This window comes from Microbacterium sp. I2, from assembly GCF_051364985.1.
Lineage (GTDB): Bacteria > Actinomycetota > Actinomycetes > Actinomycetales > Microbacteriaceae > Microbacterium.
Window position 1 is genome coordinate 131,437 of record NZ_JBLWIH010000009.1, and the last position, 21,844, is coordinate 153,280.

A 21,844-nucleotide genomic window follows, 5' to 3' on the forward strand; every position below is an offset into this window, starting at 1 on the left:
CACCGCGTCTCCACGGTACCGTGCCGTGCTCGGGTGCGCGCGGTCCGTGATCGCTCACCGCCACCTCTTGATGAGGCTCTTGGCGAGGTTGCGGGCGTCGCTGATGCCGGGACCATGGCGCACGATCGCCATGACCGAGTCGACCGTGTCGTCGGCGGTGACGCTGTACCGCGCCTGCAACCACGATCCGCTGCGCGCCGGAAAGCGATCGCTTGTGTACACGGTGCGGTATCCGGCCTCCTTGAGCCTTCGCAGCGACGCGCGGTCATAGCGCCCGAGAGGCAGCGCCGCGTCGATGACGGCGCCGCCGCTGGCGTCCTCGAGTGCGCGCCGGGCATCGAAGAACTCTCGCTGGCCGTCAGCCGTCGACAAGCCGCGCCATGGCACGTGCGACCAGCCATGGTTGCCGATGCTCATGCCGTTTGCCCGCAGTGCGTGGAGATCGTGGGCGCTCAGACTGCGGGGATCATCGAGCCTCCCGGCAAGCGCGAAGAACGTGGCGGTCCTGTCCCTTGCCATGAGAGCGGGCAGCGCGATGTCGACGTCAGAGCGGTTGCCATCGTCGAAGCTCAGCAGCACGTGAGGATGATCGGCGAGCGCGTCGAGCAGGCCGAGAAAGACCGACTCGCGCATCCAGTAGCGCGACTCGCCCGGTTCGCGCTCTTCGCGGCAGGTGCCCACGCCGTGGAAGCAGAGATGGATCTTCATGCTGGCGACACCACTCCCGTCGACGACCCGCCGCGCGTGCTCTCGTCACGGCCCCAGGCGGTCTGCGTCGCGGGTGTGCGTCGTGCCAGCAGCGCCGCCGCGACCGTGATGGCGAGGTAGGCGACCGCGGCGAAGACGAGGCGCGGCTCGGGCAGCACCACATCCCGCAGCCAGGCCCACCGGTCGGCCTCGCGAACGGCGGAGTCGACCTCTCCGTTCGTCGCCGCGGCCCGCATCGCGGCATTCCCGCGGCGCACGCGCACGAGGCGCCTCACCAGGTCGCGCGTCGTGTACGGCGCCTCCACCGTCACTTCGACCTCGGGCACTTCGACCTTCTCGTCGTCGCCGAACTGGGAATCGAGGAACAGGTCGTCGGCGATCATCGGCGGAAAGCGATCGAAGCGGCGCCGGCCCTCCTCCGAGATCGCGATCATGCCCCGACCGAACAGCCCCTTCCGGTAGACGGGAAGCCGCGTGTTGATCGCATAGAACCCCTTCACCGGCCAGGACCGCCCCTCCACGAGCACGCGTCGTCTCGGCACCGCCGCCAGCCGTCCCGAGGTCGCGTCGAGCGCGCGGACGAGCGCGTCGACGGCGTCCACGGAAACGGTGATGTCGGCATCGAGGAAGATGCGCGGGTGGCTCGCAGCCTTCTCTTCCGCCGCGTTGAGAGCGGCTGCCTTTCCGGACTCGGCACGGTCGATCACCCTCGCACCTCGCTCTCTCGCGATCCGCGCGGTCGCGTCGGTGCACCCGTTGGCGCTCACGATGACCTCGAACGGTGTCCGAGCGCGTGCGCGTTCGAGGGCGTCGAGGCACTCGCCGAGGACCGACTCCTCGTTGTGCGCAGCGATGATCACGGTGGTCATGAGGAGCCCTTCATCTTCGGATCGCGGCCGGCGACGCCTCGACCGTCGCAGACTGCGCAGCCGCGGCAGCGCGGGTGACGAGATACCGGCCGAACTCCGCGGGGTCGTCGAGCGGCACATAGCGCCGGCCCTGCGCATCCGTCGCCGGCGCACGGTCCGCTGCCGGTACGGCGGGGCCTGATCGATGGTGCCCGGTGAGCTCGTCGTAGACGGCGACGTACTTCTCCGCCTGTGGCCGCCAGTCAAGCTCGGCGCTCACCCGAGCGCGCGCGGCGCGACCGAGCCGTTCCCGCAGCGCGGGGTCGTCGATCAGGCGCTCGATCTCATCGGCGAACGCCGCGATGTCCCCGGATCGTACGTACAGCACGGTGTCGGCCCCCGACACGCGGGTTTCGACCAGGTCGAACGAGACAGTCGGCAGTCCGTAGGCCATGTACTCCATCGTCTTGTTCATGGTGGACACGTCGTTGAGCGGCGTCTTCGGGTCGGGACACAGGCCGATGTCGCCGCGGCTGAGGTACTCGGCCATCTGGACGCGGTCGACCCGACCTGTGAAGGTGATGTAGTCGTGCAGGTGGAGCGACTCCGTCTCCGCCTTGAGCGCGTCGAGGCAGTCGCCGAAGCCCAGCAGCGTGGCCGTCACATCGTGGCGACCGCGCCGATGGACCAGCTCGTCCATTACATGCAGAACACGGTCGACTCCGTCCTGGGGGCCCATGATGCCCACATAGACGAGGTTGATCGTGCCCGACGGCCGAGGGGCCTCGGGGTAGATCGGCCGCATCTGCTGCGTGTCGGGACCGCTCCGGACGACGGTCACGTCGTCCGGAGCCCGGTCGCCACGCCGCACGGCGATCGCCTTGTACGACTCGTTCGTGGAGATGATGTGGTCGGCGCCGCGGAAGGAACGGCGCTCGAGCCACAGCAGCGCCCGGAACTCGAGCTTCTTGAGCAGACCCTCCGGTTCACCGAACCGCGAGCGGAACAGCTCCGGGTTGAGGTCGTGGTGGTCGAAGACGAATTTCACCCCCGCAATCCGCCAGAGCAGGGCGAGCAGCCAGTACGTGTCCGGCGGATTGCACGCCTGGATGACGTCGAACCGCGCACGACGGCGCACCTTGAGGCTGAGCCATGCCGTGCGCACCCAGCTGTAGGCGAATTCCCACGCGAATCCCGCGAGCCCCTTCGCCTCGGGCGCCGGCGCGTACTTGTGGATGTCGACTCCGTCCAGGTGCTCGAACGACGGGTCGTCCGGTCCCTTGGGGCAGATGACACTGACGCGGTACCCGCGGTTCACGAGCGCCTGGCACTCCAGCCACACACGGCGATCGAGCGGCACGGGAAGGTTCTGCACGATGATCAGCACGTGCGGCGCTGCCGCCGTCGTGCTGCGAGTGTTGGTTCGGCTCATGTCGACCCTTGCTGTCTCTTGGATGGATGTGAGGGATCCGCGGCCCGCGCCCTCTTGGGGGGACGAGAGCGCTGCTGCCGCACTGACGACGACGTCGGGATACGTCCGACCGTGCGGCGACCGCGGATCCCGGCCTACATCAGCGGACGACGACGTCGGCGCCCGCTGACGGTTTGAGGGGCGCGCATCAGTACGCTCCCGTGGGACTGACCATGACCTTGGCGGTGCGCCACATGATCATGAGGTCGCTCATCACCGACCAGTTCTCGACGTAGCGGAGGTCGAGGCGCACGCTTTCCTCCCACGACAGGTCGCTGCGGCCGCTGACTTGCCACAGCCCCGTGATGCCCGGCTTGATGAAGAGCCGGCGATAGACCCGGCCGTCGTACTCGCGCACCTCTCTCGGCAGCGGCGGGCGCGGGCCGACCACGCTCATGTCGCCCCGCAGCACGTTCCAGAACTGTGGAAGCTCGTCGATCGAGTACTTGCGCAGGACAGCCCCCACCCGCGTGATGCGCGGGTCGTTCTTCAACTTGAACAGCAGTCCGCTGCCGTCATTGACGGCCTGAAGCTTGGTCAGCTGCTGCTCGGCGTCGACCCGCATGGTGCGGAACTTGAGGATGCTGAACTCCTCACCGTCGCGGCCGATGCGCGTCTGCCGGAAGAAGACCGGTCCCCGGTCGTCGAGCCGGATGAGCAGTGCGATGAAGGGAAGCACGAGGCCGATCGGAATCAGCGCAAGCCCGGCCACGGCGATGTCGACTGCGCGCTTGAGCGCGTGCCGACCGCCCTCGAAGTCCGGGATCTTCACCTGGATGAGAGGCAGACCGTCGACAGGCTGCAGAGAGATGCGGGGCCCGGCCACGTCGGCGATCCGACTCGACAGGATGAGTTCGGATGCGGTGCCCTCCAACTCCCAGCTGAGCCGCTTGATGAAGTCCGGGTCGTCGTCGGGGCGGTTCGCGACGATGATGGTGTCGGCGCCGAGCGTGCGAGCGTGCCGCGCGACGGCATCCATGGTGCCCACCACCGGATAGGAGTGCCCGTTCGCGACGACGTCGTCTCGACGGTGATCGGAGGGCGCAGCGCCGACGATCGTGTAACCGAGCGCCCCGCCCTCGTCAAGGGTGCGCAGTACGTACTCGATGTCATCGCGGGTGCCTGTCACGAGCGCCCGCTTGGAGTAGTGGCCGTACCGGCGCTGCCGGAAGAGCCACTTCCGCCAGCTCCACCGGCCCATCAAGAGCGCGAGCGTCCCCGCGGGCAGGGCGATCAGAAGTTCGAACCGCAATTGCTGCCATTGGAAGACCAGGAACAGGAACGCGAGGACTCCGAACGCGTAGCCCGAGGCGTGGGCGACGCGCTTGTACTCGATCGCGCCCGACCCCATGACGTCGATCGAGCGGCTGTGCCCGAGAGACAGCATCGTCAGCCAGGTGAGCACGGTCGCTGCCGAGACGAGCCACGCGCTCGTCGAGGCGCCGGCGCCCGTGATGGTGGCGGCCCCTGTCGCGCCGACGGCACCGAGGACGACCACAGTGTCGGTCGCGCGAAGGCGGAGTGCGTAGCGGCGCTCCCACAAGCGGCGGCGCTCGAGTGCCGGCTCGATGCGCGGCACGAATGCGAGAACCGGTTCTGTCGGCAGCGGGCGCGGCGAAGCGAGCGGTCCGATCCCCGTAGGCCGGTCGGCGCCGAGATACGTGTCGGCGCTCACATCGATGGCGCTCACAGCGCACTGCCTCTACAGCGCGCGCTGGTGCGCGCGGCATCCCCAAATGCCATTGCCAATCCCCAGTGACAGATCGAAGCGCCGCAGAACGGTGCTTCGTGTTTCCCCAGTGCGCGTCTGACAGATCCCCATCTGTCGCGAGCCCGCATCCCACTGCGGGTCCTTACGCGTGTGTCACTCTACAGGCGCGGCCCCATGAGAGGAAGATGAAAAGCGAAAACTTCTCAGATCCCGCGCCTTCGCATCCCGCCGGCCTCAACCGATCAGGCCCACCAGCGCGTCCACGCCCATGCCGTAGTTGATGCGGATCGTCGGCAGAGCGAGCTTGTCGGTACCGATCGTGACGTAGCCCGGCTCGATCGTGCGGGCCATCTCCCATCCGGCCTGCCGCAGCGCCTCTTTCGCGGTGTCGTTGTAGTGGCCGAACGGGTAGGCCATCACCTCTTTGACGCCCAGCACGCCAGCCGACGCCTCCATGTCGGCGACGATCTCGGGCACCGTCCAGTTGACGATCCGCCCGTCGCCGTTGGCCCCCGCCTGGTGCATGTCGTGGGTGTGCGAGCGGCGCAGCACGTACGGCGACGGCGCGGGATCCTGCCGGTAGGCCGTGATCATGTACGACGTCGAGAGCACCTTGTACTTGTCGACCAGGGGCACCGCGAGGTCGAACCAGCTCTGGTCGGCGTCGTCGTCGGTCACGATCACGGAGTGATTCGGAAGGAAGAGCCGCCCGTCGATGAACGCCGACAGCTCGTCCCACGTCGGCAGGTAGAAACCCGTCGACGCGATGTGGTTCAGGTGCGCCTCGAAGTCGCCGATGTACGCGTAGTTGCCCCGCAGCCAGCCTGACTCTCCCTCGGGCTTGGTCGTGAACTGGTGGTACATGAGGATCGGGATGCGGGCATCCTCGGCCGCGTTCTGTTCGGGGCTCATCCAGCTGCCGTGCAGCGTCACGCGCTGGTCGACGCACACGACAGGTTCCGAGCCGTTCACCCTGCCCGGGATGGCGAACGCCGCCGCGTCCTCGGGGGTGGCGTACCAGCCGGCGAAGACGAGGCCTTCGCGCGCCGGGATCGGCAGGCTCGCGAACAGGGCCCCCTGGGTCTGCAGCATCGGCGGATCGGCGATGCCGTCGCCGACGAAGCTCACCGCGCACGCCGCGGGGTCGTCGGTCGTCGCGAGCAGCTGCTCCTCCGGCGTCAGCGGGGTGGGCGTCGGTGTCGGGGTTGCGCTGGCCGACGGCGTTCCGGCGGCGGCGGCGTTCGGGGCATCCGTCCCCTGCCGAGCGAGCGCGACGGCGGTGATGGTGCCGGCCACCCCGAGCAGCACGACCGCGCCCACGACGCCGACCAAGATCCGACGGCGTCGTAGCGACACCCGCCGGGATGAAGACATGCCGGAAGCTGCCATGCGTTCCCCACGGTCAGGACCGTGCACCCCCATGCGGCCGGTCGTCAGGGGGATCCTATCCGGATGCACCGCTACGCTCGGTAGCCGTGCTGCCCACTGACTGGATCGAACACCGCCGCGCCGACGGCGAGGTCGTCGGATGGATCGTCCCGGACGGGGACGGGTTCCGCGTGCGCGACCTGCTCGGGCGCGAGCGCACGCCCGTCGACGCCGACGGCGGACGCATCCCGATCGACTGGCTGGCCGCCGAAGAGCTGCTCGAAGGACTCGGCATCGGATATTTGGCGGACCGCTGGACCCTGCGCCTGGCGGACGGCTCGGAGCGTCCGGTGCGTATCGCCGAGGCCAGTCCGCGGGGGGTCACCGTCGTGGCCGACGAGTTCGGAGCCGCCTCGGCGGTGGGCGGCGACCTGGAGCGCTTCCGCCTGCCGTTCCCGGTCGCCGACGAGCTCACTCCCCGCTGACCCCACCCGCCTGCTGACCGCCGCGACACCGCCAGGCGACGGAATTCGCCGGGCCGTGTCGCGCGGGTGAGTCGGCCGCGAGACCCGACGTGCGGGCCGCTGACCCCGCTTTCACCCCAGGGTGAAGGGCCGCCCTCACCCTCCGAGAGTCCGAATATAGTGAGCGTCGGACTCAAGAGTGGGACGTACCGGGGGGCACGGACTGAGCGTGAGATGCAGACACGACGCGTGAGCGACGTCGCCGGCGAGCTCGAGGCGATCGCGCGCGACGAGCGGTGGGACGACCTCGCAGCCGTCATCGACGACAGATTCTTCGCCTACCTCCTGCTGGAGCCCGACGCCCTGCGGCGGGCGCTCGAGACCGTGCCCGAGGCCTGGTTGCGGGCTCGACCCCGCTACCTCCTCGCCCGCTCTCTCTCTCGCGCCCGGCAGTCGCTCGGGCTCCTGGACGACCGCGATCTCGCGATCTTCCGCGAATGGGTGCAGTCCCAGCCGGCCCCCGCGACGAGGGACCGGCTCGGCGTGCTCACGAGTTCGCTGCGATATCAGATGGCTGCCGGACGCGTCGAGGATGCCAGCGCCACCGCGTCCGAGATCATCGCGACGATCGACCACGCGACCGACAGCGCGGGATTCCACGACGTCCTTGCCCCCGTGCTCATTCGCACCGGCACGGCGAAGCTGCTCGCCGGTGACGTGTCCACGGCGATCTCCTTGTATTCCGAGGCGCGGCGGTGGACGAACGTGCGGGGTCACCCGTTCGGGCGCGTCGCGTCGCGGCATCTCGCCCTGGGATATGCCGTCGCGGGCAACTACGCCAAGGCCGACCGCGAGCTCCAGCGCGAGGCATCCGAGGAAGGCGACGAGCGACCCGGCGGGGAGGTCGCGGCGTACGCCCGGGCCTTGACCGCGATCGGCCGATTGAATCGACAGGATGCTGCCGCCCTCGTCGCCGAGACCGACGGCGTCGCTGCGGCCAGTGAGCTGTCGTGGATGCGCGTCCACGTCCGCGCGAAGTACGCCCTCTATTGGGGCGAGCGCGACCTGATGGTGCATGAGGTCGAGGACTACCTGCTGGCCAATCGAGGTCTGACCAGGCCGGGGTCGATGGCCGGCGATCAGCTGCGCGCGGATCTCGCCGACCTCTATCAGGCGCTCGGGAACCTCCCGGCGGCGGAGCATGTCCTCGAGACACGCGGGGTGAGCCCGGCCCACCGATCGATCCTGACGTCGCGCTCGCGACTGCATCTGCTGAGGGGAGAGCAGCAACGGGCGCTGGCACACCTCGCCGAGGCGGAGCAGCTGACCGGCGGCCGTGTGCACTTCCTCGCGAGCTGGCGCGTGCTGCAGGCGAGCGCCGGTCAGTCCATGGGCGATGCGGTCGACGCCGAGTCGCTTCGCGCGGTCGCCCTCTCCTTGGAGCACACGCACGCGTTCGATGCTCTGGTCGAGGGTTCGCCCCAGGTGCGCGCCGGCGTTGCACGTCACCTGCGGTCCGACCCGTCTCCACTTCCGGACGTGTACGCCCCGCCGCCGGGACGTGCCACTCTCACACCGCGCGAGCGCGAGGTGCTCGGAGCGCTCCGCGAGCACACCTCCATCAAGGCGGTGGCGGCGGCGCTGCACGTGTCGCCGAACACCGCCAAGACCCACCTGCGCGCGCTCTACCGCAAGCTCGGCGCGAGCGGTCGCGAGCAGGCGCTGCGCATCGCCTCGAGCCGGTTCGACTAGGTCACCCCGAGCCTCACCCCGGGGTGAGATTGGTCGGACCAAGGGGTGAAATCACCCTGACTCGTTTCCGGGGAGCGCCTTCCTGGGAATTGACTGGACGCGACCTCGGTCACACCGACCGTGGTCAGTCTTAGCTCGGCGCTGAACGCATAGCGGCGCCATTCGGGGGGCGAAATGCAGCGGTATCGGATGTTCGGAACAGGCCAGCGGGGGCAGTCGGAGGGCCACGCGAGGAGTTGGCGGCAAGCATCGCTTGCGCTGACAGCTGTCGTGTCGGTGGTCCTCGGAGCGATGTCGGCCGTCATGCCTGCTTCGGCGGCCGAGGCGTTCTCGTGGAGCGGCACGAGCATGGATGCCGCCGCCACCCGCGCCGCCGGGACGGCGGCGTCGCCGACCGGCACGAAGGCCGCGGGCCTCATCCAGCCGAAGATGGCGCCCGGCAACCCGGGCGTGCCCTCCGACCCGACGGTCCTCTTCGAGGAGGACTTCGAGAACGTGCCGGGAACGGCACCGGTCATCCTCGACGATTACGTCAGTACCGACGGCCACACCTACACGGCGGCGCCCGGATGGCTGACGAACTGCAACGGTGTCATCGTCAACTTCACCATCCCCTACACGACTCTCGGCAACTGTGTCTCGCCTGTCAGCTCGGCGAACCTGCGTCAGCTCGTCTACGCACTCGGCGTGCACGCGGGCGCCGCTGACGCCAACGCGAACGACGCCGTCTCCGCCTACACCGAGAACAATCCCGGCGCGAACGCGGTCGAGTTCGAGACGGTGGACCCGCTCCCGCTCGCGACAGCATCCGGCCGCTTCCTCACATTCAGCGTCGACACCGCTGCGAAGAACTGCCAGGTGTCGCCGCCGCTGTACCAATTCTCGTTCGTGTCCGACGTAGGCACCGCGACACCGGTGGGTGGACAGCTCAACGCGTGTTCCTCCGGTGCCACAGTTCCTGCTCCCGCAGTCGGTGCCGTTGCGGCGACCAACGTCAGTGTCGGAACGTACACCTCGAACGGCTCGGTTCTGTTCGACGGCGCCTCGCTCGGCGTCCGCATGGCGAACGCCAACGGAAGCGGCGTGGGCAATGACGCCGCCTTCGACAACATTCGCATCCTCGATGTCACCCCGCAGCTCGACAAGGCGTTCTCGCCCACGACGGTCTTCATCGACGGCATCTCGACCCTGACCTTCACGGTAACGAACACCAGCGAACTGGCCGCCAAAGCAGGCTGGGGCTTCACCGACACGTTGCCGGAAGGTCTCGTCATCGCGGACGATCCGAACGTGGCGGGTTCGTGTGTTGCGACCACTACCGCGACGGCGGGTGGAAACACGATCGAGGTCGCCGCTGGGAACTTCGCCGCGGGCGTCGCATCGTGCACCATCTCGGTCGACGTGACGGCGGCCGCCGCGGGCACCTACACCAACGGACCGGGCAACGTCACCGAGACGGGCCTCAACCCGCCTGCCGACACGACGCTTACCGTGGAGATGCCGGTGCAGTGCGCACCCGGTGGCACGCTCGTCCCCGTCGACCTCATCCAGAACCCGAGCTTCGAGAGCCGGACCCAGGATTTCCAGAACTCGGCGGCGAACTCGATCAACTACGCCACCGGATGGCATGACAGCCACTCGACAGGCGGCCAGTACCACGTCTTCTCGCCGACGTTCGACTCTGGACCCGGCGCCGCGACGATGCCGATCCGGGCCGGTGCGGACGGGTACGGATTCATGGGTGGTCACTCGAGCCTGCCCGACGTGGGTGAGGGGGCGACCAACACCCTGATCGCGCCCCTCGACCCGCTGTCGACATACGTCGGGTACTTCTCATTGGCTGCGGGCGGCTACTCGCGACAGGGCGACGGATACATGCAGTTCTTCGGGGTCAGCGATCCCGAAGTCGGACATATCCCCGCCGCGAACGTGGTGGCCCCGACGGCGGCCAACAGTGAGCTGCTGTTCAGCACCCCCGTCGTCGAGTTCCCCGGGGTGGGCGTTACGCCGCAGTGGGAGCGGATTCCGTTCACGCTGAACGCCGGTCAGGCGTGGCCGTACCTGCGTGTCGAGGTCCGCAACGCAAATCCTGCCAACAACGGGACGGTCGCCGGTCAGGTGTGGATGAACTTCGACGACTTCCACCTGTTCGAGTGCCAGTTCGACGTGGATCTCGGGGACGCGCCCGCCACATACGGCACGGACCTGGCTGCCAATGGCGCCCGACACAACATCGTGCCGGGAATCCAGCTCGGTGGGAGCATCGACGGGGAGACCGACGGTCAGCCCGACGCGGCCGCTGACGGCGATGGTGCCGACGAGGACGGCGTCGCGGACGAGATCGCGCTGACTGTCGGTCAGGCGCCGACGGTCACCGTGACGGCGACGAACAGCACCGACCAGTCGGCGACGCTCGCGGGCTGGATCGACCTCGACGTCAACGGCACGTTCGACGCGGGCGAGCGGGTCACCGTCACCGTCCCGGCGAACTCCGGCACCGCCGAGTACGACCTGATCTTCCCCGCGCCGACCGTTTACAGCGACGAGACTTTCGCTCGTTTCCGCCTGTTCCCGGGCGAGATCGCCGATCCTTCGCCGATCGGTGCTGCCACCGCCGGTGAGGTGGAGGACTACACAGCCGTCGGGCCGATGCTTCAGCCGTGGTCGTGTTCGTCGTTCGGCTACCTGTTCCAGACCCCGTCGGCCGGTGTGCATCAGATCATTCAGGTAGATCTGGTGACGGGTGAGTCGACGCCGTACGGGACCACGCCGGGCAATGTGAACGCGGTGGGGTACAACGAGCTCGACGACTACATGTACGGCTGGAACGCGACTCTGGGCACTCTGACCCGAATCGGCGCCGACGGTTCGCTGGTTGATCTGGGTCGGCCCGACGGGGTCATCCCGACGGGCGCGTACCAGGTCGGCGACTTCGGCGAAGACGGCCAGTTCTTCCTGCAGTGGGGTGGAAACCAGGACGGGTCCTGGGTACAGATCGACCTCGCACCTGCTTCCGCCACGTACGGCGAGGTGGTCGATTCAGGCGTCACGGCGCGGCCGGCCGGCATCACTGCTCTGCCTTCTGACTGGGTGTTCGTGGATGGCGGCCTGTACGGTCTCGCCAACACTGATGCCGGCAGCGGCGTGAGCCACCTGCTCCGGTTCGATACGACGACACACGCGTATGTCGACCTGGGTCCGGTCGCTGGAACGCAGTTCGACCAGACGTACGGCGCGGGTTACGCCGATGCGAACGGCAACCTGTACTTCAGCAACAACGCGTCCGGCGTCATCTACCGTGTGAACCCTGCGACCCTCGCGTCGGTCCAGTTCTCGACGGGCCCGGCGTCGTCGGGCAACGATGGTGCGCGGTGTGCTTCCGCTCCGATCCCGATCGATTTCGGTGACGCAAGGGCGAGCTACGGTACGGAGATCGCTGACGATGGCGCACGTCACGCGATTCCCGGGTACGACGCCGACGCGAACATCGCACCCCTGATGCTCGGCTCCACGATCGATATCGAAGACGACGGCCAGCCGACCGAAGACGCCACGGGCGACGACACGACCGGAATCGACGATGAGGACGCGATCGCCGACGCGATCGTCTCGACACTCGGCTCCACCACCACGGTGACGGTGTCGGCGACCAACGGCACGGCCGAAGCCGCGACGCTTGCAGGCTGGATCGACCTCGACGGCAGCGGCGCGTTCGACGCCAGCGAGCTCGTGACGGTCGCCGTCCCGGCGAACTCGGGCACCGCCGACTACGAACTGACGTTCCCCGTGGGTACGGCGACGGGGGACACGTTCGCGCGCTTCCGCCTCTTCCCGGGGTCCGTCACTGCCTTCCTGCCCACCGGTGCTGCGTCGGCGGGCGAGGTCGAGGACCACGCCGTGACGGTCCTCGAACGCGAGCTGTCGGTCGAGAAGTCCTCGGACATGACGCCCGACTCACGAGTCGGCGACGTCATCACCTACACGGTGACCGCGACCAACACCGGCACCGACGCTTACACCGAGGAGTTCCCCGCGGTCGTGTTCGATGACCTCGCCGGTGTGCTGGATGACGCGGACTACAACGGCGACGCGACGGCTGAGGCATCCGACGGTTCGGATATCGCCGACCCGGCGTTCGTGGCCCCGTCGTTCCTGTCGTGGTCGGGTCCTCTTGCTGAGGGCGAGACGGTGACGATCACCTACACGGTCACCCTTGCGGCCGGTGGCGATGGCACGGTGCGGAACGTGGCGTGGCAGCCGACGACTCCGCCGCCACCGGGAACGCCGCCGACGGACATCCCGACGTGTGACCCGCCGACCGCCGACGGCACCGACCTCGTGACGGGCGAGGCATGTGGATTCGCCGAGGCCGAGCTGCCGAAGCTCAGCATCGCCAAGACGTCCGACGTGACCGACCTTCCGGCTGACGGCGGCACGGTGACCTACACCGTCACCGTGACGAACGGGGGCCCCGGCGACTTCACCGTGGACGCTCCGGCCACCATGACCGACGACCTCAGCGACGTCCTCGACGACGGTGAGTTCGGCGAGATCCTGACGCCGGCAGACGGCGCGGAGTTCGACGAGGCAGCTGACGAGGTCACATGGTCGGGGGCACTCGCCGCCGGCGACTCGATCGACATCAGCTACACCGTCGTCTACGACGCGACGACCGGTGACAACGTGCTGCTCAACAGCGCGTGCATCCCGGCCGGCGACGCCGCAGACCCCGACGCCGCGTGTGACTTCGTGCGCATCCCGGCCGCGGCTCTCGAGATGGACAAGACGGTCGACCCGGCCGATGGCACCACCGTGGTCGCCGGCCAGGAAGTGACGTACACGCTCACGTTCGCGAACGTCGGTCAGGCTCCGGCCGCGGTCGACGCCGTTGACACGTTGACCGACGTGCTCGACGACGCCGAGCTGACCGCCGGTCCGACCGCCGAAGCGGGCCTCACCGCGACGCTCACCGATGACGAGCTCGCCGTCACCGGCGAGGTTCCGGTCGGCGAAACGCTGACGGTGACGTACACCGTCATGGTCGACGCGTACGCGGAGCAGGGCGACCACGTACTCGGAAACGTCCTGAGCAACGCCGACGGCTCGTGCCCGCCCGGCGGCTGCCCCTCGACGGAGAACCCGATCCGCCACCTCTCGGTGGAGAAGTCGGCTGATCCGGCCGAGGGTGTGCAGTCCGGCGATGTCGTGACGTACACGGTCACCGTGACGAACGACGGCGAGGCCGACTACACGGTCGATGCGCCGGCGGCCATCAGCGACGACATGACCGACGTGCTCGACGACGCGACGTACAACAATGACGCCGTGGCAGTGACGGGCGATGGCTCGCTGGTTCCTGCGCCGGTCTTCGCCACGCCCACACTCACGTGGTCGGGTGCGCTGCCGGTCGACGGTGTTGTGACCATCACCTACTCGGTGACGGTCACCAACCTTGGCGACCACGACCTGGTCAACAGCGCCGGCGCTGTCTGCGCGACGCCCGAGATCTGCGACCCTCCGACCGACGTCGAGGTGCTGCTGCCCTCCATCGTGCCGTCGAAGTCGTCCGACCCGGCATCCGGTGAAGGTGTCGGGGCCGGTGACGTCATCACGTACACGCTGACGTTCACGAACGAGGGTCAGGCGACCGGCGACGTGGACACGACCGACGACCTGTCGGACGTGCTCGACGACGGCACGATCACGTCGGACCCGGTCGTCGATGACGCCCACGCCGACGAGATCACCGCGGTGTTCGACGCCGATGCGCAGACCATCGTGATCGCTGGTCCGCTCGCGCCGGGCGAGACGGCGACCGTGACCTATGAGGTCACGATCGGGGAGGACGGAGAGCGCGGCAACAACGTGGCGCGCAACGTCGCGACCCCCGAGGTCCCGCCGTTCGTGCCGCCGGCGGGCTGCGACCCGGTGGACTGCCCGCCGTTCGTTCCGCCGACGACGGAGCACCCGATCGGCGAGCTGGTGATGGACAAGTCCGTCGCCCCGGCGTCGGGCACGGCCGTGGATGCCGGACAGCAGGTCGTCTACACCCTCACGTTTTCGAACACCGGCGAGGCGCCGGTGACCGTGGACGCGCTCGACGACCTGTCCGACGTGCTGGATGACGCCAGCCTCACGGCAGATCCGACAGCGGGTGCGCCGCTGACGGCGACCCTGGCCGGGGACGACCTGTCGGTGACGGGTGAGCTGGCGGTGGACGCGGTGGTGAGGGTGACGTACACCGTCACGGTGAACGCGTACGCCGACCAGGGCGACCACGTGCTCGGCAACGTCCTCAGCAATGCGGACGGCACCTGCCCGGCTGATGAGTGCCCGTCGACGGAGAACCCGATCCGTCACTTCTCGGTGGACAAGTCGGCCGACCCGGGCGATGCGGTCAACACCGGCGACGTCGTGACCTACACGGTCACCGTGACGAACGACGGCGAAGCGGACTACACCGCGGACATCCCGGCATCCATCACGGATGACATGACCGATGTGCTCGATGACGCGTCGTACAACGACGACGCCGTAGCTGCCGTGGATGGGGTCGCTGTGACTCCGCCGACCTTCAGCGCTCCAACGCTGACGTGGTCGGGTGCACTGGCCACGGGCGAGACCGCCACGATCACGTACAGCGTGACGGTGACGAACCTCGGCGACCACGACCTCGTGAACGTCGCGTCGCCGGTCTGCGCCGACGGCGTGATCTGCGACCCGCCCACGCCGCCGGTCGAGGTGCTGCTGCCCTCCATCGTGCCGGCGAAGTCGTCCGACCCCGAGTCGGGCGCGGGAGTGAACGCCGGTGACGTCATCACGTACACGCTGACGTTCACGAACGAGGGTCAGGCGGCGGGTCCGGTGGATTCGACGGATGATCTCTCGGACGTGCTGGATGACGCCGAGGTGACCTCCGACCCGGTGGTCGAGGGCGATGGCGTCACCGCTGTGCTCGACCCGGACGCGCAGGAGATCCGGGTGACCGGTGACCTCGTTCCCGGTGCGACGGCGACCGTGACCTACCAGGTGACCGTGCTTCCGGATGGTGAGCGTGGCGACAACATCGCCGGCAACGTGCTGACGCCGGATGTGCCGCCGTACCAGCCGGACCCGGACTGCGAGACCGACTGCGTCCCGCCGTTCGTTCCGCCGACCACGGAGCACCCGATCGGTGAGCTGGACGACTGGAAGACGGTCGACCCGGCCTCGGGCGCAACGGTGCAGGCGGGGCAGCAGGTGACGTACACGCTGCACTTCCAGAACACCGGTGAGGCGGCGGTTCCGGTGAGCCGTGACGACGTCCTCACCCAGGTGCTCGACGACGCCACCATCACGGCCGCCCCGGTTGCCAGCGATGCGGCGCTGACGGTGTCGGATGTCGTGGATGGGCGCTTCTCGGTGGCCGGTGCTCTCGAGCCCGATCAGGTCGTGACGGTGTCGTACACCGTGACGGTGAACCCGGACGGGCAGCGTGGCGATGACCGCCTCGGCAACTTCCTGGTGGATGCCGGAGAGGAGCCGCCGGCCACCTGTGAACCGGCCGACGCGGAGCGTGCGGACTGCACGATCAACCACGTGTCGAACGTCGTGGCCTCGAAGTCCTCCGACCCGGCGTCGGGCACCAAGCTGGCGCAGGGCGAGGCCGTGACCTACACGCTCACGTTCGAGAACGTGTCGACGAACCCGGATGCCGCGGCCGCCGCGATCGACTACACCGACTACCTGGTCGATGTGCTCGATGACGCCACGCTGACGAACGGCCCCGTCTCGTCGGATGCGGACGTCACCGCGACGCTCGCGGGGAACACCATCCGGGTCATCGGGCAGGTCGCCCCGGGTGCGACGACGATCGTCACCTACACGGTGATCGTGAAGGCGTACAACCAGCAGGGCAACCACGCGCTGGGCAACGTCATCGCGATCACGGGTGAAGACCCGGTTTGTGCCGCGGGCAGCCCGCTGTGCACCCGGCACGAGCTCACCCCGCCGCCGCCGCTCGCGGTGACCGGTGGTGACATCGCCTGGACGGCGGCCTACACCGGGATCGGCCTGCTGATCCTCGGCGCCGGAGCGTTCCTCATCGCGCGACGTCGCCGTGCCGACGCCTCGACGGGTGGATCCACCACGTCCTGAGGCATCCGTTCCACACACGCGGACTCCCCCAGCCGACACCTCGGCTGGGGGAGTCCGCGCGTGAAAGGCGTCCGCAACCCGCCCGGCTGAGTACGCTGGCTCGCATGACGACCCTCGTGCTCACCCTCGTCGGCGACGACCGAGCCGGGCTGGTCGCGGCCGTGGCCGACATCGTCGGCAACCACGGCGGCAACTGGGAGAACAGCCAGCTCGCCGAGCTCGCCGGTGCATTCGCCGGCATCGTCGAGGTCTCGGTCTCCCCCGAGCGCGCCGACGAGCTGCGGGCCGCGCTGTCGGTGCTGGACGGCCTGCTCGAGGTGACCGTCCACCCCGGTGCGGCGGCGCCGGGCGATGAGCCCGCCGGTGACCCCGCCGCGTCCCGCCCCCGTCCCCTCACGCTGCAGGTGCTCGGCAACGACCACCCGGGCATCGTTCGCGAGATCTCGGCCGTGCTCGGCACCCACGGCGTCAGCATCGACCGCATGAGCACACAGACACGAGATGCCGCCATGTACGGCGGGCGCCTGTTCGAGGCGACGGTGCACGCCCGGGTCCCGGCATCCGTCGACCTCGCCGAACTCACCGGCGAGCTCGAGCGCCTCGCGACCGAGATCCACGTCGACGTCACGCTCGAGGCCTGACGTCCCGCCCGGCGACTATGCCAGGTCGCGCAGACGCGCGGCCAGGCCTGCGTCGGCGCCGGTGCGACGCTCGTAGCCGACGGCGATGATGAGCAGCACCGCACCGACGACCGACAGCGTGATCCACCACGGCATGGCCTCGATGCCGCGCCCGATCTGCACTGCGAACGCCAGCACGTTCTCGACAGGCAGCACCACGATGCCCAGCACGAACGGCGCCGCGAGCCGGCGGTTCGCACCCACCAGGATCGACACCAGCGCGATCGCCATCACCAGGATCGCGCGCCATGTTCGCGGGTCGGTGTACGTGGCTGCGACCGAGGCGCTGAGCATGACGAGCAGCCCCGGCGCGAGGAGGGCCCACGACCCGCGCCAGCCGGCGGGCCAGTCGGTCAGCCGGAGCGGTGCCGGTGCCGGGACCGCGTCGGTCTGCGACGAAACGCGCATCGCGACCGCGCCGGCGACGAGCAGGAAGAACCCGAGCGGCAGCGAGAACCATTCCACGCGGAGGTCGCGAGGACTCCACGCCACGACCGCCGTGACGAACGAGACCGCGAACAGGAACCACACCGGCGGGAGGGCGGTGGGATGCCGCAGCCCCCTCACGGCGACGAAGACCATGACGCTCAGCACGGCCAGCAGGAACCCCCACATGGTCCAGATCGTGAACCAGTCCCGCGTGATCGCGGGCCAGGCCGCGACGCCGACGATCAGGACCGCCGGCGCCCCGAGCCAGCGGGTGCGAGCGAGCACCGATGCCTCCGGCGCCCCGACGTGCAGGCCTCGGGCGGCCGCAGCCGCGGCGCCCGCGCCGACCAGCCCGAACGCCAGGCTCGTCACGATGAGCGGAACCGTCATGGCGGGCGCTGTCATGGCGGGCACCGTCACGGCGGGTGCCGGGTCGGCGCCGATTCCCCAGCGGACGCCCTGCACCGCGCTGGCCGCAGCCGCCACGATCGCGACCGCGAGCGTGGGAACCCGCAGCCCGCGCAGCCGCCGCATCGTCGTCGACGAGCCCCGGCCGATCCAGCCGGCGGCGCCGACCAGGACCCACGCGACGGCGACCAGCACGTAGGCGCGGGCCGCGGCATCCGGAGCATCAGGCGTACTCATTCCCAGCTGACCGCTGCCGGCGATCGCGAGCAGCACCAGCGTCGGCACGACCGCCAGCGCCAGGCCCGCGGCATAGAGGCCCCTCGCCGCACGACCGCGAGCCGTCAGCACCGCGCCGACGAGCGCTGCACCGAGGGCAGGAGGCAACAGGTACGGTTCGAGGCCCGACACCGCGGTGAGACCCCACACGCACCACAGTGCACCGGTCGCCGCGGCGCCGGCGAGCCACCAGCCGTAGCGACGCCCGGCGAAGAGCGCGCTCGCGCCGAAGCCGATCGCGAGCACCACGAGTACGACGACGGTGGTCGACAGCCCGGCGGCCTCGCGCGTGAGGGACAGCGCGACGGCGATGGCCGCCGTCAGCAGCGCGGATGCCTCGATCGCGAGCGCAGCCGCGCGGGCCTGCCGTCGTGCGACCCGCCGCTCCAGCTCCGAGCGCACAAGGGCGCCGGCGCCCAGCACGGCTGCCACGATCAGCGCGATCACCGGGAGCGCCACCGGCGATCCGCTCGTCGCCAGCAGCTGGGCGCCGAGGCACACCACCACGACCGACAGTGCCGGTACCAGGATGCCGGCGGCGACGGTGCGCACGACGAGGCCGAGCCCCGCCCGTCGCGTCGTGGCGAGGGTGAGAGCCAGGAGGAAGATCACCGCCGTCGACAGCGCGGTCCAGCCGCTGCGCTCGAAGACCACCTGCACCACGCCGATCACGAACGGCACCGCGGTCACCACGAGCACCGCGTGCCACTCGCGAGGTGGCACGCGCCGCGCGAAGGTCGCCGCGATCGCGACGAGCCCCGCCGCGCACGTCGTGAGGCACAGCACCGCGATCGGGTCGAGCGCGGTGCGCGCGAGCGCGGTCGCGAAGACGACGAGCCCGTACGCGAACGCGACCCCGACATGGACGAACCGGCCGCCGCGCGGCACCGTCACCGCGAGCACTCCGATGCTCGCGACCACCGCCACCCCCGCCGGGACCGTGAGCTCGGCATCCGCCCACGACAGCACAGCGGCGAGCGCGACCGCGACGTGCGCGCCGGCCACGAGCGGCATGCGGATGGCCGCCGACGCCGTCTGCAGCCGTGTGGCGACGATCGCGCTGGAGAGGATCGCGGTGGTCAGCGCAATGGCGATGCGCGCCCAGAGCTCGATGCTCGGCATGCACAGCACGGTGAGGAACGCCAGAACGCCGTACCACGCACCGAGGTAGCCGAGCCATCGTGTGCCCAGGGGCTGGGCGGGGACGGTTCCGGACGCCGCGCTGGCGTCGGTCGTGGCAAGAGCGGGGACGGATGCCGTCACCCCTGCCGCCGCGGAGGCCATCGGTTCATGCGACCGTCGGCCCTCACGCGGTGCCGCCGTGAGGGCGGCGAATCCGCCGAGCGACAGCGCCAGCACGGCCAGGCCCATCGTGAGGGCCACCGCCGTGTCGTCGAGCAGGATGGCACTGCCACCGGTCCGCCCCATCGCGAGCGCGGCCAGCGAGAGCAGAGCCGTCGCAGTCGGGATCGCCGCGACCGCGCCCACCACGGTCACCGCGCCGCCGAAGAGCGGCCCCGGTCGCGCCAGGCGATGCACAGGCCGCAGGGCGCCGACCGCGATCAGTCCGATGCCGGCCGCCGTGGGGAAGACCGCGAACCAGCTCTCGAAGGCCAGTGTCGCGGTCGCCGTCCACGGCACGGCCGTCGCGGCGAGCACCGCCGCCCCGCCCGCCACGAAGGACCACAGGCCACCGGCGGGATGACCGGCCGAGAACGCCGCGAGGACGGCGGTCGCCAGAAGTGTCGCGACCACGACATAGGCCGGATCCACGGTCGTACCCGTCCACCCACCGGCTCCGTCGCCGGTGCTCGCGAGCGCCGCGGCGTTCGCGAGGGCGGCGCCGACGAAGAGGAACTGCACCACGGTGAGCGAGGCGCGCTCGACTGTGAGGCGGCCGCCGTCGCCGGCCCGCGCGCGCCCTGTCGCCGCGACCAGCGCGCTGGCCGCGGCGGCCGACACGAGGCATCCCGCGATCGTCGCAGGCGTGTCACCCGCCCCGAGCGCGAGCATCACCGGGGCGAACGACAGGGCGATCGTTCCGCACCACACCCACACGCGGATCCCGACGCGCAGGCCCACGGTGGCAAGGACGCTGCCGGCGACGAGAGTCGACAGCGCCGAGAGCACCCAGCCGTTCCATCCCGCCGGTAGCAGCGGGACGGCCGATGTCACCGTGAGGGCGGCGAAGACGACGCCCAGCCCGCCGACCGACTCGGCAGAGAACCGCAGCCCGCGGCGGGCGAGCAGCACGGCGCCCACGGCGAACATCGTCGCGATCCCGCCGACGATGAGCGCCCGCGCGAGCGCCTCGGTGAGATCTGGGTTGAAGAACGTGAAGACGACGGCGGCGATCGCGACCAGACCTGCGCCGGCGACGGCGAGCACGGACTGGACGGTGGCTGACGCGGCCGGCGCGCTCGCGACGGGGGCAGGACGCACGCCGGATGCCGCGGCTGTCGCTCCTGCGGCGGTGGTGACGGGGTCGTGCGGCGTGGCCACCCGGCCCACGGGCACCCGGTCGAGCACCGCCTGGCGGGCGTACAACGCCTCGGCCGCAATCCGAGACGCCTGCCAGAGCTCGGCGCCGATCTCACGGAAGTCGGCGCTGCACCGGCTGCAGCGCTGTCCGTCGACGACGCCGCGCTCGCATACCGGGCAGCCGACGGTGTCGGCGAGCTTCGCGATCGCGTTCGCACTCCAGTCGGGGAACCGGCGCGACGGCGCCTCGGTGCTCACTCCTCTTCGCCCTTCGCTGCGAGCGCTGCCGGGTGGTCGTCGGGCACCCACTGCAGGATGTCGCCGGGCTGGCATTCCAGCACGCGGCAGATCGCGTCGAGGGTCGTGAAGCGGACCGCCTTCGCGCGCCCGTTCTTGAGCACCGAGACGTTGGCGGGGGTGATGTCGATGGCTGCGGCGAACTCCGAGACCGACATCTTCTTCTTCGCCAGTTCGACGTCGAGGTTGATGATGATCGGCATCACACCACCTCTGAGAGGTCGTGCTCGAGCTGCGACGCCTTTCGCAGCAGCCCGCGCAGCACGACGATCAGCAGCGACAGGCCGGCGCCGACCACCACTCCGAGCAGGAGCAGCAGCGTGATCGACGGCGTCATGAACCCGGTGAGGCTCAGAGCGACGAGAGCGATGAGCACCAGGACGGTGGCGAAGGCGACCGCGCCGAGACTCACGTCGACGTCGGGGAATGCGCTCTCGCTGAAGATGCTGTCTTCGCGCACGAGGGAGAGCAGTCGCCACACGCACACCAGCACGACCTGCACGCACAGCAGGAACAGGATGCCGACCACCGTGCCGGGAATCTCGAAGTACGCGATCTCGGAGTACCTGACGGCGGATTGGGCCGCCACGGCAGGGACCACGAAGATCTGGCACGCGAGCAGCAGTGCCAGCAGAGCGGCGATGAGGACCTTCAGAACGATGATCGTGGTGCGCTGCATGCTTCGCCTATCGATAAACGGTAAGTAGTTATCGAGAAACAATAGCCACATTCGGGGCTGTCCGCGCAAGGAGGGCGGGAACGTGCAATTCATGAGTTGCACTTCAACGGAGAACATGCAACGCTGAAGTTGCATT

12 protein-coding genes are annotated in these 21,844 nt (G+C 69.5%); 4 read left to right on the plus strand and 8 right to left on the minus strand.

What is annotated here, in order from left to right; translation table 11 throughout:
- Positions 1–54 precede the first annotated feature (54 nt).
- From ACLKM7_RS07705 to ACLKM7_RS07725, 5 genes are all read right to left on the minus strand, one after another.
- Positions 55–708 (minus strand): polysaccharide deacetylase family protein, encoded by a 654-nt coding sequence (locus ACLKM7_RS07705; RefSeq protein WP_436446569.1) that lies wholly within the window; start codon positions 706–708, stop codon positions 55–57.
- Positions 705–1,577, minus strand: a complete 873-nt coding sequence (locus tag ACLKM7_RS07710; protein ID WP_436446570.1) for a glycosyltransferase — start codon at positions 1,575–1,577, stop codon at positions 705–707. The genes ACLKM7_RS07705 and ACLKM7_RS07710 overlap by 4 nt, the downstream gene beginning before the upstream one ends.
- A gap of 10 nt (positions 1,578–1,587) precedes the next feature.
- On the minus strand, positions 1,588–2,988 hold the full coding sequence (locus tag ACLKM7_RS07715) for a glycosyltransferase family 4 protein (protein ID WP_436446571.1): 1,401 nt from the start codon (positions 2,986–2,988) through the stop codon (positions 1,588–1,590).
- 187 nt (positions 2,989–3,175) lie between these two features.
- Positions 3,176–4,717: a sugar transferase gene (locus ACLKM7_RS07720; protein WP_436446572.1), complete on the minus strand. Its 1,542-nt coding sequence runs from the start codon at positions 4,715–4,717 to the stop codon at positions 3,176–3,178.
- Between the two features lie 255 nt (positions 4,718–4,972).
- Positions 4,973–6,112, minus strand: coding sequence for a polysaccharide deacetylase family protein (locus ACLKM7_RS07725; protein ID WP_436446573.1), 1,140 nt, complete (start codon positions 6,110–6,112; stop codon positions 4,973–4,975).
- Positions 6,113–6,213: 101 nt separating this feature from the next.
- Here ACLKM7_RS07725 and ACLKM7_RS07730 point away from each other — a divergent pair, with 101 nt between their 5' ends.
- The 4 genes from ACLKM7_RS07730 to ACLKM7_RS07745 all read left to right on the plus strand — a co-directional run bounded on the left by ACLKM7_RS07730 (position 6,214) and on the right by ACLKM7_RS07745 (position 17,099).
- Positions 6,214–6,591 (plus strand): hypothetical protein, encoded by a 378-nt coding sequence (locus tag ACLKM7_RS07730; RefSeq protein ID WP_436446574.1) that lies wholly within the window; start codon positions 6,214–6,216, stop codon positions 6,589–6,591.
- Positions 6,592–6,819: 228 nt separating this feature from the next.
- A complete protein-coding gene (locus ACLKM7_RS07735; protein ID WP_436446575.1) occupies positions 6,820–8,322 on the plus strand; it encodes a LuxR C-terminal-related transcriptional regulator in 1,503 nt (500 codons plus the stop codon).
- 270 nt (positions 8,323–8,592) lie between these two features.
- On the plus strand, positions 8,593–16,458 hold the full coding sequence (locus ACLKM7_RS07740) for a DUF6923 family protein (RefSeq protein WP_436446576.1): 7,866 nt from the start codon (positions 8,593–8,595) through the stop codon (positions 16,456–16,458).
- A gap of 104 nt (positions 16,459–16,562) precedes the next feature.
- Positions 16,563–17,099: a glycine cleavage system protein R gene (locus tag ACLKM7_RS07745; RefSeq protein ID WP_436446577.1), complete on the plus strand. Its 537-nt coding sequence runs from the start codon at positions 16,563–16,565 to the stop codon at positions 17,097–17,099.
- Between the two features lie 15 nt (positions 17,100–17,114).
- Here the strand turns inward: ACLKM7_RS07745 and ACLKM7_RS07750 are convergent, their stop codons facing one another.
- The 3 genes from ACLKM7_RS07750 to ACLKM7_RS07760 are packed head-to-tail and all read right to left on the minus strand — an operon-like array spanning position 17,115 to position 21,708.
- Positions 17,115–20,990 (minus strand): SCO7613 C-terminal domain-containing membrane protein, encoded by a 3,876-nt coding sequence (locus tag ACLKM7_RS07750; RefSeq protein ID WP_436446578.1) that lies wholly within the window; start codon positions 20,988–20,990, stop codon positions 17,115–17,117.
- Positions 20,987–21,232, minus strand: coding sequence for a helix-turn-helix domain-containing protein (locus tag ACLKM7_RS07755; RefSeq protein WP_436446579.1), 246 nt, complete (start codon positions 21,230–21,232; stop codon positions 20,987–20,989). Before ACLKM7_RS07755 ends, ACLKM7_RS07750 begins: the two co-directional genes overlap by 4 nt.
- Complete coding sequence (locus ACLKM7_RS07760; RefSeq protein WP_436446580.1) at positions 21,232–21,708, minus strand: DUF2975 domain-containing protein; 477 nt, start codon at positions 21,706–21,708, stop codon at positions 21,232–21,234. Before ACLKM7_RS07760 ends, ACLKM7_RS07755 begins: the two co-directional genes overlap by 1 nt.
- Between the last annotated feature and the right edge of the window lie 136 nt (positions 21,709–21,844).

Coding starts and splice junctions, on each gene's coding strand:
- ACLKM7_RS07710 (WP_436446570.1), bottom strand. CDS start 1,577: ATGACCACCGTGATCATCGCTGCGCACAACGAGGAGTCGGTCCTCGGC.
- ACLKM7_RS07725 (WP_436446573.1), bottom strand. CDS start 6,112: ATGTCTTCATCCCGGCGGGTGTCGCTACGACGCCGTCGGATCTTGGTC.
- ACLKM7_RS07705 (WP_436446569.1), bottom strand. CDS start 708: ATGAAGATCCATCTCTGCTTCCACGGCGTGGGCACCTGCCGCGAAGAG.
- ACLKM7_RS07760 (WP_436446580.1), bottom strand. CDS start 21,708: ATGCAGCGCACCACGATCATCGTTCTGAAGGTCCTCATCGCCGCTCTG.
- ACLKM7_RS07715 (WP_436446571.1), bottom strand. CDS start 2,988: ATGAGCCGAACCAACACTCGCAGCACGACGGCGGCAGCGCCGCACGTG.
- ACLKM7_RS07745 (WP_436446577.1), top strand. CDS start 16,563: ATGACGACCCTCGTGCTCACCCTCGTCGGCGACGACCGAGCCGGGCTG.
- ACLKM7_RS07755 (WP_436446579.1), bottom strand. CDS start 21,232: ATGCCGATCATCATCAACCTCGACGTCGAACTGGCGAAGAAGAAGATG.